Here is a 15,520-nt window from a genome sequence, read left to right as displayed (position 1 = left end):
TCGCGGGCGGCAAAGGCATTCAAAAAGCCTGTCCTTGATAAAGACGGCCATATCATGGGGCAAGTCACCGCGACGATCGCGCTCATCGAGCGTCGGCCAGTCGAAAGGCGATGGCGCAATATTGGCTTTGTATCAGCCCCCTGCTCTATAGTCTGTCGCATCGCCCGCAACGGACATCATACACATGGCAGAGTACTCGGCCCTTTCGCTGCTCGCGAACGCGCTCAAGGGAAACAAGGACTGGAAGCCGGCCTGGCGCAAGCCGGATCCGAAGGCATCCTACGACGTCATCATCATCGGCGGCGGCGGGCATGGGCTGGCGACCGCCTACTATCTAGCCAAGGAACACGGCATCACCAATGTCGCGGTGCTGGAGAAAGGCTGGCTGGGCTCCGGCAATGTCGGCCGCAACACCACGGCCGTTCGCTCAAATTACCTGCTGCCCGCCAACACCCGCTTCTACGAACATTCGATGAAGCTGTGGGAAAACCTGTCGCACGAGCTCAATTACAACGTCATGTTCTCGCAGCGCGGCTGCCTGAACCTGGCGCATACGCCGGCTCAGTTCGACGACTACGCAAGACGCGGCAATGCGATGCGCCATCTCGGCGTCGATGCGGAATTGATGACACCAGCCGAGATCAAGCGCCTGATCCCGGCGCTCGACATCTCCGACGGTGCACGCTTTCCCGTGGTCGGCGGCCTGATGCAGCGGCGGGCCGGCACCGCCCGGCACGACGCCGTCGCCTGGGGCTATGCGCGCGGCGCCGACCGGCGCGGCGTCGACATCGTCGAGAATTGCGAGGTCACCGGCTTCCTGCGCGACGGCGACCGGGTTACCGGCGTTGCCACCTCGCGCGGCGATATCAGGGCCAAGAAGGTCGCGGTCGCGGTGGCTGGCAGCACCGGACGGGTCATGCAACTGGCCGGCGTCGAGACGATGCCGATCGAAAGCCATGTGCTGCAGGCCTTCGTCACCGAATCGCTGAAACCCTTCATCGACACGGTCGTGACCTTCGGCATGGGCCATTTCTACATGTCGCAGTCCGACAAGGGCGGCCTTGTCTATGGCGGCGACATCGACGGTTACAACAGCTACGCCCAGCGCGGAAATCTGCCCATCGTCGACGAGGTGATGAGCGAGATGCTGGCCCTTTTCCCGGGCCTTGCGCGTGTGCGCATGCTGCGCTCCTGGGGCGGCGTCTGCGACATGTCGATGGACGGCTCGCCGATCATCACCATGGGCCCCCTGCCCGGCATGTATCTCAATTGCGGCTGGTGCTATGGCGGCTTCAAGGCAACGCCCGCTTCCGGCTGGTGCTTTGCCTGGACCATCGCCAAGGATCAGCCTCACGATTTCAATGCCCCGTTCACGCTGGACCGCTTTCATCGCGGGCTGGTGATCGACGACAAGGGCCAGGGTGCAAACCCGAGGCTTCACTAGACAAGGCTTCATTAGGAACATTCCGTGCTGATCACTTGCCCCTATTGCGGCCCGCGCGATGTCATCGAGTTCACCTATCAGGGTGACGGCAACCGCGAACGTCCCGACCCCGCCTCGCAGAATTTCGAGGCCTGGAATGCCTATGTCTACGACCGGCTGAACCCGGCCGGCGACCACAACGAGATCTGGCAGCATTCCGGCGGCTGCCGGGCTCACCTGAGGGTGGTGCGCAACACGCTGACGCATGAGATTTCCAGTGTCGCCTTCGCGCGTGGCGATCACAGCTCGGCCGCGCACCGCAAGGCGGAGGACAAGCCGTGAGCCCGCGCCGCACCGATACGGGCGGCCGCATAGACCGGCTGAAGACGATCCGCTTCACCTTCGACGGCGTTGCCTATACCGGGCATGGCGGCGACACGCTGGCGTCCGCGCTGCTGGCCAATGGCGTCACCCTTTTCGGGCGTTCTTTCAAATACCATCGGCCGCGCGGCCTGCTGAGCGCCGGCGTCGAGGAGCCCAACGCTCTGGTCACGGTGCTGAAGGGCGAGGTGCGCGAACCCAACATCCCGGCGACCATGGTCGAGATCCATGACGGGCTGGTCGCCGTCAGCCAGAACCGTTTCCCCTCGCTTGCCTTCGACATCCATGCCGTCAACCAGCTCGGCGGCAAACTGCTGTCGGCTGGGTTTTACTACAAGACCTTCATGGGACCGGTTGTCGGCCCGCTGAAAGGCACGCGCTTCTGGATGTTCTGCGAGCATTTCATCCGCCGCGCCGCCGGCCTCGGCAGCGCCGGATCGGCAAAGGACCCGGCCCGCTACGAGCGCATGAACGCTTTTTGCGACGTGCTTGTGGTCGGCTCCGGACCGGCCGGCCTGATGGCCGCCAAGGCAGCCGCCGACCAGGGCGCCCGCGTCATCCTGGCCGATCTCGAGCCGCGTTTCGGCGGATCGGCCAACTGGTCCGGTGAAACCATCGATGGCGCACCCGCCGCTGATTGGGTGCGGCGCACCGTGGCCCAGCTTGAGGCGCGAGACAATGTCCGGCTTCTGCCGCGCACCACTGTCTGGGGCTACTACGACAACAATACGCTTGCCGCGCTCGAGCGGGTCAGCGACCACAAGGCGCAGCCCGCCAAGGGGGAGCCGCGCCATCGCTACTGGGCGATCCGCGCCGGATCCGTCGTGCTGGCCACCGGCGCCTTCGAAAGGCCGCTGGTGTTTCCCGGCAATGACCGGCCCGGCGTGATGCTGGCGCATGCGGCGGAGCGCTACGCCAACGAATTCGGCGTGCTGCCGGGGCAGCGGATCGTGCTGTTCACCAACAATGACAGCGCCTACCGCTCGGCGCTGGCGCTGAAGCAGGCCGGTGCGGCGGTCGTTGCCATCATCGACGTGCGCCCGCAACCATCCGCCGAGGTGAGCGCCCTGGCCGGCGAAGCCGAGGCGGAACTGCTTTCCGGCCATGCGGTGGTCGCCACGGAAGGCGGCAAAGCCTTGTCCGGCCTCAAGGTTCAGCGCTTCGACATGGTCGCGGGTACGCTGAGCGGTGATGCGCGCAGCATCCATGCCGATTGCCTGCTGATGTCCGGCGGCTGGTCGCCGACCATCCATCTGGCCAGCCAGGCCGGCGCCAAGGCTGAATGGAACGCGGCCCGGCAGGCCTTCCTGCCGCCCAAGCCGACGCAAGGCTGGATCGGCGCCGGCGCGTTCACCGGCAGCTTTTCGACGGGAGAGGCAATCGCCGAGGGGCGCGCCGCAGGCCTTGCCGCGAGTGGCGGCACCGCCACGCCGGCGGCGCTGCCCACTGTCGAGGCAGCTCCCGGAGATCCAGATCCCGCGCCTGTGTTCGAAATCAAGGGCAGCGGCAAGAGCTTCGTCGACTTCCAGCACGACGTCACGGCGGAGGATGTCCGCCTGGCGCATCGCGAAGGCTTCGTCTCTGTCGAGCACCTGAAGCGCTACACCACACTCGGCATGGCCACCGACCAGGGCAAGAGCTCCAACGTCCCCGGCCTCGCCATCATGGCGGAAGCGCTGGGCAAACCGATCCCGGAAGTCGGCACCACCCGTTTCCGGCCACCTTTCGCGCCGGTGTCGATCGGCTCGCTGGCAGCGGAGCGCTTCGGCGATCTCAAGCCCGAGCGGCTGACCCCGATGCATGACTGGCATGTCGACAATGGCGCGACCATGTACTCCGCCGGCCTCTGGTACCGGCCGATGATCTACGGGCTTTCGGGCGAAACCGTCGAACAGGCCTATGTGCGCGAAGCCAAGGCGACGCGCGAAAGCGCGGGCATCGTCGATGTCTCGACGCTGGGCAAGATCGCGGTACAGGGTCCCGACGCCGCGGCATTCCTCGACCGTGTCTACACCAACATGTTTTCGACGCTCGCCGTCGGCAAGGCGCGCTACGGGCTGATGCTGCGCGAGGACGGCTTTGCCTTCGACGACGGCACCACATGGCGCCTGGGCGAACAGGATTTCCTGATGACCACCACCACGGCCAATGCCGGCAAGGTGATGCAGCATCTGGAATATTTTCTCGACGTGATCTGGCCGGAACTCAAGGTCCACGTCACCTCGGTGACCGACGAATGGGCGGGAGCCGCCATCGGCGGCCCGAAAGCGCGGCAGATTTTGGCAGCCTGCGTCACCGGCACTGCCGTGGACAACGCCACCTTGCCCTTCATGGGCATCGTGCACGGAGAGATCGCAGGCGTTCCGGTGATGATTTGCCGGCTTTCCTTCTCCGGCGAAATGGCCTTCGAAGTCTATTCCGGCGCCGGCCATGGCACCCATGTCTGGGAAGCACTGGTCGAGGCCGGTAAGCCGTTCGGGCTGGTTACCTACGGCCTCGAGGCGCTGGGCACGATGCGCATCGAGAAAGGCCATGTCACCGGCGCCGAGATTGATGGCCGCACCACGGCGCGCGACCTGCATCTCGACTGGATGCTGTCGAAGAAGAAGCCGTTCATCGGCTCCGCGATGATGGATCGGGAAGGTCTCGTCGCGTCCGAGCGGCTGGAACTGGTCGGCCTGATCGCGCTCGACAACCGGCCGCTCAATGGCGGCGCGCACATTGTCGAGGACGTCGACGAAGCCAATCCGCACGGCTCGATCGGGCACATCACCGCCTGCTGCTATTCGCCGGCGCTCGGCAAGCATATCGCGCTGGCGCTGGTCAAGGGCGGCAAGGCCAGGCACGGCACGCGTGCGCATGTCTCCGATCCCTTGCGCAACCGCTTCGGGCCCGTGGAGATCGTCTCCAACCACTTCTACGATCCGGAAGGGACCCGCATGCATGGCTGAGCGTCAATCGCCCCTCGAGCCGGAGTTCCATGTCGGCTCGCACGGCAATTTCGAACATGGCGTCGAGATCCTGCTCACCGAAACCAGGCCGGGCTCGATCGTGCAACTCGCGGCATGGCCAGGCGAGGAGAAGAAACTGATGGAGGCCATCCGCACCGTCACCGGGCTTGCTCTGCCCGATGGCGCCGGCGGCGGCTCGAGCGACGGCGTGAAAGCGGTATTCGGCTTCGCGCCGGGAAAATTCACGGTGACCGATGAAGCCGAAGGACTGGCCCTAGCATTGACCAAGGCGGTAACGCCGGCGATCGGCACGGTGACGGACCTGTCGCATGGCCGCACCGCGATCCGCATTGCCGGGCCGAAAGCCGAATGGGTGCTGTCGAAATTCTTCGCCATCGACTTCGCCCTGCCTGCCTTTCCGGTCGGCGCCGGCCGCTCGACAACGCATCACGATGTCTTCGCCCAGATCCAGCGCACCGGCACCGACCAGTTCGACATCTATGTCTTTCGCTCCTTCGCGCGCTCGTTCTGGAAGGCGCTCTGCCACGCCAGCGAGGAAGTCGGTTACGAGGTGCAGTAGGCATGCGGTCTTAGAGCCGCGGCCTCTGGCCTCAATGCCGGCTGGTTCTGCCGCTAGAGAATCCTGCCGAAGGCGCCCAAGGTGGAAAACGTGGTCGTCCAACCGGCCCGAGGGGTGAAAATCCCGGTTTAGAGTCGGCATATTTGGTTCGAACATCCCCATGACCGCTGAACTATCCACCGGCGCTACCGATCGCGCCGATGTGCCGGCCAGAGCCGTGCTCCTGCTGCCGCTGACGGTCGCCTGCGGCGTGTTCATGACCAGCCTCGACCAGAATGTCGTGGTGACGGCGCTGCCGGGCATCAGCGAAAGCCTTGGCCGTCCGCCAAGCCAGCTCGGCCTGCTGATCACCGTCTACGTCGCCAGCCTGATCATCTCGATGCCGCTCGGCGGCTGGGCGGCCGACCGTTTCGGCCTGCGCAACGTCTATTGCCTTGCCTTGCTGGTGTTTGCCGCTTCTTCGGCCATGTGCGGGCTCTCGAACGACCTCTGGATGCTGGTTAGCGCCCGCGCGCTGCAGGGCTTCGGCGGCGCGCTGATGGGAACGCTCGGCCAGGTCGTCATCCTGTCGACCTTCCCGCGCAGCCGGACCTTGAAGATCAACATGTACATCTCGCTGGCCGGCCAGTCCGGACCGCTGGTCGGTCCGCTCGTCGGCGGCGCGCTGACCACCTACATCTCCTGGCGCTGGATCTTCTTCATCAACGTGCCGTTCGCGCTCGCGGCCGCAATTCTTGCCGCCTCGCTGTTCCCGACAATGACCAAGCCGGTGCGCACGCGGTTCGATTTTCCAGGCTTTTTGCTGGTCGGCAGCGGCATGGTGCTGCTGGTCTTTGGCATGGACTCGCTGGCGGCGAAAGACGCCGCCGGCGGCATGATCGCGGCTGAGCTTGCGCTGGCGCTCATCATCCTGACGGCCGCCTCCCTCTACTGCCTGCGCGTGCGCAATCCGCTGCTCGATCTCAAGCTCCTGCGCATCCGCACCTTCCGCATCTCGTTTCTTACCGGCGGCGGCCTGGACACGATCGGCCTCAGCTCCGTCGTCTTCCTGCTGCCGCTGATGTTCCAGCTCGGCTTCGGCATGAGCGCGGTGCAGGCGGGATCGCTGACCTTCGTGGCGGCGGTCGGTTCGGTGGGTATGCGCATCTTCATGCCACGCCTCCTCAACCGTTTCGGTTTTCGCCGGGTGCTGGTCTTCAACACGCCCGTGGTTGCCGCCATGGTCGCGGGCTTCGCCTTGGTGCAGGCAACGACCCCGGTGTGGATCACGCTCACCTATATCTTCGTCTTCGGCGTCGTCCGCTCGGTGCAATGGGCCTCAACCGGCAACCTCGCCTATTCCGACATCGCGCCCGAACAGCTCGCCCGCTTCAGCGCGCTCTACTATATCCTGTGGCAACTGGCGGTCGCCATCAGCGTCGGCCTGGCGGCTGCGATGCTGTCGTTTCTCGCCGGCGGCGGGCCGGCCGTCGCCAGCGACTTCCGGATCCTGTTCGTGATCGAAGGCGTCATCACGCTCTGCGCGCTATCAGCCTATCTCAAGCTGACGCCGCAGGACGGCGCCCATGTCAGTGGCCACGGCGCGCACATGAATACGGAATAGCGGGCTTGCGCCGGACGGGAGCCTATTCGCTGAACGTCACCCATTCCTCGAGCGGCTCACGTTCTGTGCGGAAGGCGTTCTCGGGCTTGGAAGTGTCTTCATAGCCGAGCGCCATGCCGCAGACGACGATCTCCTCGTCAGGAATGCCGAGCACCGGCCGGATCTGCCGGTGATAGGGCGCGAAGGCCGCTTGCGGACAGGTATGCAGACCCCTGCCCCGCGCCGCGACCATGATGTTTTGCAGGAACATGCCGTAATCGATCCACGAACCCTGGTTGAGCCGGCGGTCGATGGTGAAGATCATGCCGACCGGAGCGTCGAAAAAAACGAAGTTGCGGTCGTGCTGGGCGCGCATCTTGTCGACTTCCCTACGGCCTATGCCGAGCGCGCCATAGAGGCCGAACCCGTTGGCACGGCGGCGGGTGAGATAAGGCTCGAAGAACTGGGTGGGATAATAGCGATATTCGTCCCAGTCGGCTTTTTCCGCGCGGATGCCGGAATTCATGATGGCATCCGTGATCCGCTGCTTGGTCCCGCCCTTGGTAACGTAGACGCGCCACGGCTGCATGTTGGTGCCGGAAGGAGCGCGCGCCGCAACAGTCAGTATGTCACGGATCGTCTCGTCGTCGATCATGTCGGGCAGAAATGCGCGCACCGAACGGCGCGACATGATCGCATCGTCGACGATTTCGGCGTCAACCGCGATTCGAGCCTTCTTTTCCAGCATGGGCCGTCCCTTAGCCATGTTCTCGATCGGACGTCCCCACTCGCCGCTCGCGGCGGAGGCTTTGCATGAACCGTCAAAATCCTGCAAGCAAATCTTGAGCATTGGTGAAAATCTACTTGATTTTTTCATGAGCTTCATTTCTCATGAAATTCGCCTGAAAATTTTCATGAAGTGAGCGATTTGGCCTCCCCTACCGCACGAACATTGCAGGGACCTGGCGAACGAGTGCTGGCCGGCGACATCAGGGCGCTGCGCCGGGTGCGCGGGCTTACGCTGGCCGAGATCGCGCTGAAACTCGGCCGTTCGGTCGGCTGGGTAAGCCAGGTCGAGCGCGGCCTGTCGACGCCGTCGCTCAGCGATCTGAGGGCCTTCGCCGAGTTGTTCGGCGTGCCGATCAGCCTCTTCTTCAGCCATGACGTGCCCGTGGAAAGCGAGCGCGGCGTCGTGGTACGCGCCGGCAAGCGCCGCACGCTTGGCACCAGCGAATCCGGCCTCGTGGAGGAGCTTCTGTCACCGGACCTCGGTGGTACTTTCGAGATGGTGCGGTCTGTCTTCGCGCCGGGCGCGGAGTTGAAGAACGAGGCCCGCCGGCCGACCGAGGAGGCCGGATACATCGCGTCCGGGCAGTTCGACATCGAGATTGCGGGCGTCTGGCACCGGCTTGGCGAAGGCGACTCCTTCCGCTTCGAAGGCAAGCCTTACCGCTGGCGCAATCCAGGCAGCGAACCGGCGGTTGTCATCTGGGTGGTATCGCCACCGGTCTATTGATGCATGTCGCCGACGACATGCATCCATAAAGCAAAAGAAGCGCGGCGCGCTTGAAGATTGGGAGAAGAACATGGCGGGTTTGCCGAGCACGGCGCGCGTGGTGATCATCGGAGGTGGCGTTGTCGGCACCTCGTCGCTCTATCACCTGGCCAAGGCCGGCTGGACCGACTGCGTGCTCCTGGAAAAGAACGAGCTGACCTCCGGCTCGACCTGGCATGCGGCCGGCAATGTGCCGACCTTCTCCTCCTCCTGGTCGCTGATGAACATGCAGCGCTATTCGACCGAGCTCTATCGCGGCCTGGCCGACGCCGTCGACTATCCCATGAATTACCATGTCACCGGCTCGCTCAGGCTCGCCCACACAAAGGAGCGCATCCAGGAATTCCAGCGCGCCAAGGGCATGGGCCGTTACCAAGGCATGGACATAGACGTGATCGGGCTCGACGAGATCAAGCGCCGCTACCCCTTCCTCGAAACGCATGAGTTGAAGGGCGCGCTGTACGATCCGAGCGACGGCGACATCGACCCGGCACAGCTGACGCAGGCGCTGGCAAAGGGCGCGCGCGACATGGGTGCGAAAATCATCCGGTTCTGCCCCGTGACAGGCGTGCGCCGCGAAAAGGACGAGTGGGTGGTCGAGACACCGCAAGGCGAGATCCGCTGCGAGATCGTCGTCAATGCAGCCGGCTACCGTGCCGCCGAAGTCGGCAGGATGTTCGGCCGCGAAGTGCCGATGATGGTGATGAGCCACCAGTACATTTTGTTCGAGGAAATCCCCGAACTCGCCGCCTGGTCGAAGGAACAGGGCAAGAAGCTGCCGCTGCTGCGCGACGTCGATACCTCCTATTATCTGCGCCAGGAAAAGGCGGGCATGAATCTCGGCCCCTATGAGCGCAATTGCCGCGCGCACTGGGCCACCCACAACGATCCCATGCCGGACGATTTTTCCTTCCAGCTCTTCCCCGACGACCTCGACCGGCTGGAACATTATCTGGCCGATGCCGTCGCCCGTGTGCCGATCCTCGGCACCGCCGGCCTCTCCAAGGTCATCAACGGCCCGATCCCTTATGCGCCGGATGGCAATCCGCTGATCGGGCCGATGCCCGGCGTTCCCAACGCCTTCGAGGCTTGCGTCTTCACTTTCGGCATCGCCCAGGGCGGCGGTGCCGGCAAGGTGCTGGCCGAATGGGTTACGCAAGGCCAGACCGAATGGGACATGTGGTCGTGCGATCCGCGCCGCTTCACCTCCTTTGCTTCCGCGCCGGACTATTGCGTGGCCAAGGGCATGGAGATCTACGGCAACGAATACGCCATCCAGTTCCCGCGCCATGCCTGGCCGGAAGGACGTGACAGGAAACTGTCGCCGATCCACGATCGCATCAAGGCGCTGGGTGCCCGTTTCGACGCCTATAATGGCTGGGAACGCGCCGCCTGGTACGCGCAGGACGGCGACGACGTCTCCGAGGAAGCCACGCTGACCTTCCGCCGCGACGGGCCTTGGCAGCAGCGCGTGCGCGAAGAGTGCCTGGCTGTCCGCGACGCTGCCGGCATCCTCGACCTGCCCGGCTTCTCGCGCTTCAATCTCGAAGGCCCTGGTGCCGCCGAATGGCTGAGCCGACAGGTGACCGGCCTGGTGCCGAAACCCGGCCGCATCGGCCTGGTCTATTTCTCCGATGACAAGGGCCGCATCGTCACCGAAATGTCGGTGGTGCGCCATGGCGAGGAGTCCATGACGCTGATCACCGCGGCGGTGGCACAGTGGCATGACTTCGAATGGCTGAAATCGCACATGCCCGGGGATGCGGCGTTCAAGCTGATCGACCGGACGGAAGAATTCTCCACGCAGATCCTGGCCGGTCCCAACTCGCGAAAAATCCTTGCCGACGTCTGTGACGCCGACCTGACCTTGCCTTGGCTGACGCATCAGGAAACCAGGATTGCCGGGCGCTGGGCCAGGCTGGTCCGCGTCTCCTTCGCCGGCGAGCTCGGCTGGGAGATCCACACCAGGGTCGACGACACTGCCGCGATCTTCGATACGATCTGCGCTGCCGGGCAGAATCATGGGCTGAAGCCGTTTGGCATGTACGCACTGGATTCGCTGCGGCTCGAAAAAGGCTACCGCACCTGGAAGGGCGACCTGTCGACCGACTATTCGATCCTGCAGGGCGGTCTGGAGCGCTTCGTCAAATGGGAAAAGCCCGATTTCCGCGGCAAGGCGGCCCTCCAGAACGAAAAACAGCAAGGCGTGAAGAAGCGCTTCGTCACGCTGGTGGTCGAAGATCCCGGCGACTGCGACGCACCTTACATGTCGACGCTCTGGCACGACGGCCAGATCGTCGGCGAGACGACGTCGGGGGGCTGGGGCCATCGCGTCGACAAGTCGATCGCGCTCGGCATGCTGCGCGCCGACCTGACCGAACCCGGCACATCGGTTGAGGTCGAGATCTTCGGCGACCGCTTCAAGGCGATCGTGCAACAGGACGAGCCCTTGTGGGATCCCAGGAACGAAAGACTGCGCGCATGAAGAACGTTATCCTCACCGATGGCGGCATGGGCCAGGAGCTGGTGCGGCGCAGCCAGTCCGAGCCGACGCCGCTGTGGTCGGCCAGGGTGCTGATCGACGAACCGGACCTTGTGCGCGGCCTGCATGCCGAATTCATCAACGCCGGCGCCCGCGTCATCACCATTAACACCTATTCGGCGACGCCCGAACGCCTGGCGCGCGAAGGTGCGGAAGACCTGTTCAAGCCATTGCAGAAGCGTGGCATCGAGCTCGCCAGGCAAGCGCGCGACGAGGCCGGCGATGCGGCGATCGCCGGCTGTCTGTCGCCGCTCTTCGGCAGCTACGCGCCGGCGCTGACGATCTCCTACCAGGAGACGCTCGACATCTACCGCCGCATCGTCGCCGAGCAGGTGGACGGTGTCGACCTGTTCCTTTGCGAGACCATGGCGTCGTCGGAGGAAGCGCGCGCGGCGGTCACCGCCGCATCGGAAAGCGGCAAGCCTGTCTGGGTGTCATGGACGCTGGCCGATCACGGCACGCCGCGCTTGCGCAGCGGCGAGACTATTGCGTCGGCGGCCGATGCGCTCGGAAATCTGCCGGTGGCGGCGCGGCTGCTCAACTGCTGCCGCCCCGAGGCGATTGCGGCGGCCTTGCCTGAACTGATCGAGCTTGGCGGCCTGGTCGGTGCCTATGCCAATGGCTTCACTTCCACCGAAGCGCTCAAGCATGGCGGCACGGTGGATGTACTGCATGCCCGCCACGACCTCGGTCCGGATGCCTACGCCGACCAGGCTGTCGGCTGGGTGGAAGCGGGTGCGGACATCGTCGGCGGTTGCTGCGAGGTCGGTCCTGCCCATATCGCCGCCTTGCGCGACCGGCTGCAACAGGACGGCTACGCGATCACGGGAGTCTCACATGCCTAAACCATCATCGCGCATCACCGGCATTGTTCCATCGGGCAAGGACGGCTGGGAAGTTCATTTCGCCGCCTGGGCCCGCAAGGAAGCCGGCGAGGACATCATCATGCTGTCGGTCGGCGACCATGATTTCGACACGCCGTCGGAGACGATCGAAGCCTGCGTTGCGGCGGTTCGCGGGAGCAACCATCACTATACGCCGCTGCCCGGCCTGCCGCGCCTGCGCAAGGCGATGGCGGCGGCCTCCAGCGCCTGCACCGGTGTCGAGATGACGCCGGAAGAGGTCATTGCCACGCCCGGCGGCCAAGCCGCACTTTACGCGGCCGTGCAGGCCGTTCTCGACCCAGGCGACCACGCCATCGTGATTGCCCCCTACTATGCCACCTATCCCAACACCTTCAGCGCCGCCGGTGCCAGTTTCACCGTCGTCGAGACACCGGCCGAGGATGGGTTCCAACCGCGCGCGGACATGATCCGTGCCGCACTCAAGCCCAACACGCGCGCCATACTGATCAACACGCCGAACAACCCGACGGGTGCCGTCTATTCGCGCGAGCGGCTGGAACAGCTGGCCGAAATCTGCCGCGAGCACGATCTCTGGCTGCTGTCCGATGAGGTCTACTGGACGCTGGGCGGCGGCGAGCATGTCTCGCCGCGCTCGCTGCCCGGCATGGCCGAGCGCACGCTGGTGATCAATTCGATGTCCAAGAGCCACGGCATGACCGGCTGGCGCATGGGCTGGCTGACCGGGCCGGAAAAAATGATCACGCTGCTGATCAATCTCAATTTGGTGACGACCTACGGCCTGCCGGCCTTCATCTCCATCGCTTGCGCCGAGGCGCTGGAGCAGCACTATGGCGTCAAGGACATCGCCGAACGCTACGCGGCGCGCCGCACCGTCCTGCTCGATGCGGTGCGCGGCATGAACGATGTCACCGTGCGCGGTTCCGAAGGCGGCATGTATGTCATGCTCGACATATCTGATGTCGAACCCGACGACGAGAAATTCGCCTTCGCCTTCCTCGACAAGGAGAAGGTCGGCGTCATGCCGGGCTCGAGTTTCGGCGAAGCCGCGGCCGGCCATATCAGAATCAGCCTGTGCCAGCCCGAACCCGTGCTCAGGGAAGCAGCCGCCCGGCTGCGCCGTTTCGTTTCCAGCTACCGTCGTGAGGCCGCATGACCGCCAGGAGCCTTCCCACGAAAGCCATCCCCACCAAGGCAAGGGCCGTCATCATCGGCGGCGGCGTCTCCGGCTGCTCGGTCGCCTACCACCTGGCCAAGCTTGGCTGGACCGACATCGTGCTTCTGGAGCGCAAGCAACTGACCTCGGGCACGACATGGCACGCCGCCGGGCTGATCGGACAGTTGCGCGGCTCGCAGAACATGACCCGGCTGGCGAAATATTCGGCCGATCTCTACGTCAAGCTGGAAGCAGAGACCGAGGTCGGCACCGGCATGCGCCAGGTCGGCTCGATCACCGTGGCGCTGACCGAAGAGCGCAAGCACGAGATCTACCGGCAGGCGTCGCTCGCCCGCGCCTTCGACGTCGACGTGCGCGAGATTTCTCCCAATGAGGTCAAGGAGATGTACCCGCATCTCAATGTCTCGGACGTGGTCGGCGCCGTGCATCTGCCGCTCGACGGCCAGTGCGACCCGGCCAACATCGCCATGGCGCTGGCCAAGGGTGCGCGCCAACGCGGCGCCACAATCGCGGAGAATGTGAAGGTCACCAAGGTCCATACGAAAAATGGCCGCGTCTCCGGCGTGTCCTGGGCGCAAGGCGAAGGCCAGGGCACGATCGAGACCGACATCGTCATCAACTGCGCCGGCATGTGGGCGCGCGACCTCGGCGCCCAGAACGGCGTGAACATCCCGTTGCACGCCTGCGAGCACTTTTATCTGGTCACCGAGCCGATCCCCGGCCTTGGCCGCCTGCCAGTGCTGCGCGTGCCGGACGAGTGCGCCTACTACAAGGAAGACGCCGGCAAGATGATGCTCGGTGCCTTCGAGCCGGTGGCCAAGCCATGGGGCATGGACGGCATCCGCGAGGATTTCTGCTTCGACCAGTTGCCGGAGGACATGGACCATTTCGAACCGATCCTCGAAATGGGCGTTAGCCGCATGCCGATGCTGGCGACCGCCGGCATCCACACTTTCTTCAACGGGCCTGAAAGTTTCACCCCTGACGACCGCTATTATCTCGGCGAGGCGCCGGAGTTGCGCGGCTACTGGATGGCGACCGGCTACAATTCGATCGGCATCGTCTCGTCGGGCGGCGCCGGCATGGCGCTGGCGCAGTGGATCAACGATGGCGAAGCCCCGTTCGACCTGTGGGAAGTCGACATCCGCCGCACTCAACCCTTCCAGAAGAACCGCCGCTATCTGAAGGAACGCGTCTCCGAAACGCTCGGCCTGCTTTATGCCGACCATTTCCCCTATCGCCAGATGGCAACCTCGCGTGGTGTGCGCCGCTCGCCCCTGCACGAGCACCTGAAGGCGCGCGGCGCCGTGTTCGGCGAAGTCGCCGGCTGGGAGCGCGCCAACTGGTTCGCGCGTGAAGGCCAAGAACGCGAATATCGCTATTCCTGGAAGCGGCAGAACTGGTTCGACAACCAGCGCGAGGAGCATCTGGCGGTCCGCAACAAGGTCGGTCTGTTCGACATGACGTCGTTCGGCAAGATCCGCGTCGAGGGCCGCGACGCCTGCACCTTCCTGCAAAGACTCTGCGCCAACGACATGGATGTGGCGCCGGGCAAGATCGTCTACACGCAAATGCTCAACCAGCGCGGCGGCATAGAGAGCGACCTCACCGTGTCGCGGCTTTCGGATACGGCCTATTTCCTCGTCGTGCCGGGCGCCACGCTGCAGCGCGACCTCGCCTGGCTGCACCGGCATGTCGGCGACCAGTTCGTCATCATCACGGACGTAACCGCCGCTGAAAGCGTGCTCTGCGTGATGGGCCCGGATGCGCGAAAACTGATCCAGAAGGTCAGCCCCAACGACTTCTCCAACGAGAACAATCCGTTCGGCACGTTCCAGGAGATCGAAATCGGCATGGGCCTCGCCCGGGCGCACCGCGTCACCTATGTCGGAGAGCTCGGCTGGGAGCTTTACATCTCGACCGAACAGGCCGCCCATGTCTTCGAGGCCATCGATGAGGCCGGTGCCGATGTCGGGCTAAAGCTCTGTGGACTGCACACGCTCGATTCCTGCCGCATAGAAAAGGCTTTCCGCCATTTCGGACACGACATCACCGATGAGGACAATGTGCTGGAGGCGGGCCTCGGCTTCGCGGTGAAGACGGCCAAGGGCGATTTCATCGGCCGCGATGCCGTGCTGAGGAAGAAGGAGGCCGGATTGGACCGCCGCCTGGTCCAGTTCCGCCTCAAGGACCCGCAGCCTCTGCTCTTCCACAACGAAGCGATCCTGCGCGATGGCAAGATCATCGGTCCGATCACTTCGGGCAATTACGGCCACCATCTCGGCGGAGCGATCGGGCTGGGCTATGTGCCGTGCCAAGGGCAGAGCGAGGCGGATGTGCTCGCCTCGACTTATGAAATCGAGATCGCCGGCGAACGGTTTGCGGCTGAGGCATCGCTGAAACCGATGTACGATCCGAAATCGGAACGGACGAAGATGTAGCGGCGCTTTTTCCTTCTCCCTCGTT

Annotated in this window: 11 protein-coding genes; 10 read left to right on the top strand and 1 reads right to left on the bottom strand. The window is 64.4% G+C overall.

Going from position 1 to position 15,520, the window contains the following annotated elements; all coding sequences use genetic code 11:
- Positions 1-184 precede the first annotated feature (184 nt).
- The 5 genes from LB571_RS13420 (at position 185) to LB571_RS13400 (ending at position 6,938) form a co-directional block, all read left to right on the top strand.
- Positions 185-1,444, top strand: coding sequence for a sarcosine oxidase subunit beta (locus LB571_RS13420; RefSeq protein WP_224595009.1), 1,260 nt, complete (start codon positions 185-187; stop codon positions 1,442-1,444).
- 24 nt (positions 1,445-1,468) lie between these two features.
- Complete coding sequence (locus tag LB571_RS13415) at positions 1,469-1,765, top strand: sarcosine oxidase subunit delta (RefSeq protein ID WP_140615891.1); 297 nt, start codon at positions 1,469-1,471, stop codon at positions 1,763-1,765.
- Positions 1,762-4,755, top strand: coding sequence for a sarcosine oxidase subunit alpha (locus tag LB571_RS13410; protein WP_224595007.1), 2,994 nt, complete (start codon positions 1,762-1,764; stop codon positions 4,753-4,755). The genes LB571_RS13415 and LB571_RS13410 overlap by 4 nt, the downstream gene beginning before the upstream one ends.
- A complete protein-coding gene (gene soxG, locus LB571_RS13405) occupies positions 4,748-5,335 on the top strand; it encodes a sarcosine oxidase subunit gamma family protein (RefSeq protein WP_140714808.1) in 588 nt (195 codons plus the stop codon). Before LB571_RS13410 ends, soxG begins: the two co-directional genes overlap by 8 nt.
- 160 nt (positions 5,336-5,495) lie before the next feature.
- The gene (locus LB571_RS13400; protein ID WP_224595004.1) at positions 5,496-6,938 is read left to right on the top strand and encodes an MFS transporter; all 1,443 of its coding nucleotides are present in this window, start codon (positions 5,496-5,498) and stop codon (positions 6,936-6,938) included.
- A gap of 22 nt (positions 6,939-6,960) precedes the next feature.
- Here LB571_RS13400 and LB571_RS13395 read toward each other — a convergent pair whose 3' ends face one another.
- A complete protein-coding gene (locus tag LB571_RS13395; protein ID WP_224595003.1) occupies positions 6,961-7,665 on the bottom strand; it encodes a nitroreductase in 705 nt (234 codons plus the stop codon).
- A gap of 225 nt (positions 7,666-7,890) precedes the next feature.
- On the opposite strand from LB571_RS13395, the gene LB571_RS13390 reads away from it, so the two are divergent.
- From LB571_RS13390 to LB571_RS13370, 5 genes are all read left to right on the top strand, one after another.
- Positions 7,891-8,433 carry a helix-turn-helix domain-containing protein gene (locus LB571_RS13390; RefSeq protein ID WP_023769828.1) on the top strand — a complete coding sequence of 181 codons (543 nt, stop codon included), beginning with the start codon at positions 7,891-7,893 and terminating at the stop codon, positions 8,431-8,433.
- Positions 8,434-8,503: 70 nt separating this feature from the next.
- Positions 8,504-10,957 carry an FAD-dependent oxidoreductase gene (locus tag LB571_RS13385; RefSeq protein WP_224595002.1) on the top strand — a complete coding sequence of 818 codons (2,454 nt, stop codon included), beginning with the start codon at positions 8,504-8,506 and terminating at the stop codon, positions 10,955-10,957.
- A complete protein-coding gene (locus LB571_RS13380) occupies positions 10,954-11,859 on the top strand; it encodes a homocysteine S-methyltransferase family protein (protein WP_015317391.1) in 906 nt (301 codons plus the stop codon). The genes LB571_RS13385 and LB571_RS13380 overlap by 4 nt, the downstream gene beginning before the upstream one ends.
- Complete coding sequence (locus LB571_RS13375; RefSeq protein ID WP_224595001.1) at positions 11,852-13,033, top strand: pyridoxal phosphate-dependent aminotransferase; 1,182 nt, start codon at positions 11,852-11,854, stop codon at positions 13,031-13,033. The genes LB571_RS13380 and LB571_RS13375 overlap by 8 nt, the downstream gene beginning before the upstream one ends.
- The gene (locus LB571_RS13370; protein WP_224595000.1) at positions 13,030-15,495 is read left to right on the top strand and encodes an FAD-dependent oxidoreductase; all 2,466 of its coding nucleotides are present in this window, start codon (positions 13,030-13,032) and stop codon (positions 15,493-15,495) included. The genes LB571_RS13375 and LB571_RS13370 overlap by 4 nt, the downstream gene beginning before the upstream one ends.
- The last annotated feature ends 25 nt before the right edge of the window (positions 15,496-15,520 follow it).

Origin of the sequence: Mesorhizobium sp. BR1-1-4 (genome assembly GCF_020165375.1) — a bacterium.
GTDB lineage: Bacteria > Pseudomonadota > Alphaproteobacteria > Rhizobiales > Rhizobiaceae > Mesorhizobium > Mesorhizobium australicum.
Note: the sequence above shows the minus strand (reverse complement) of the source record. Positions and strands in the feature narration are given on the sequence as shown.

Coding starts and splice junctions, on each gene's coding strand:
- LB571_RS13400 (WP_224595004.1), top strand. CDS start 5,496: ATGACCGCTGAACTATCCACCGGCGCTACCGATCGCGCCGATGTGCCG.
- soxG (WP_140714808.1), top strand. CDS start 4,748: ATGGCTGAGCGTCAATCGCCCCTCGAGCCGGAGTTCCATGTCGGCTCG.
- LB571_RS13380 (WP_015317391.1), top strand. CDS start 10,954: ATGAAGAACGTTATCCTCACCGATGGCGGCATGGGCCAGGAGCTGGTG.
- LB571_RS13395 (WP_224595003.1), bottom strand. CDS start 7,665: ATGCTGGAAAAGAAGGCTCGAATCGCGGTTGACGCCGAAATCGTCGAC.
- LB571_RS13420 (WP_224595009.1), top strand. CDS start 185: ATGGCAGAGTACTCGGCCCTTTCGCTGCTCGCGAACGCGCTCAAGGGA.
- LB571_RS13370 (WP_224595000.1), top strand. CDS start 13,030: ATGACCGCCAGGAGCCTTCCCACGAAAGCCATCCCCACCAAGGCAAGG.
- LB571_RS13375 (WP_224595001.1), top strand. CDS start 11,852: ATGCCTAAACCATCATCGCGCATCACCGGCATTGTTCCATCGGGCAAG.
- LB571_RS13385 (WP_224595002.1), top strand. CDS start 8,504: ATGGCGGGTTTGCCGAGCACGGCGCGCGTGGTGATCATCGGAGGTGGC.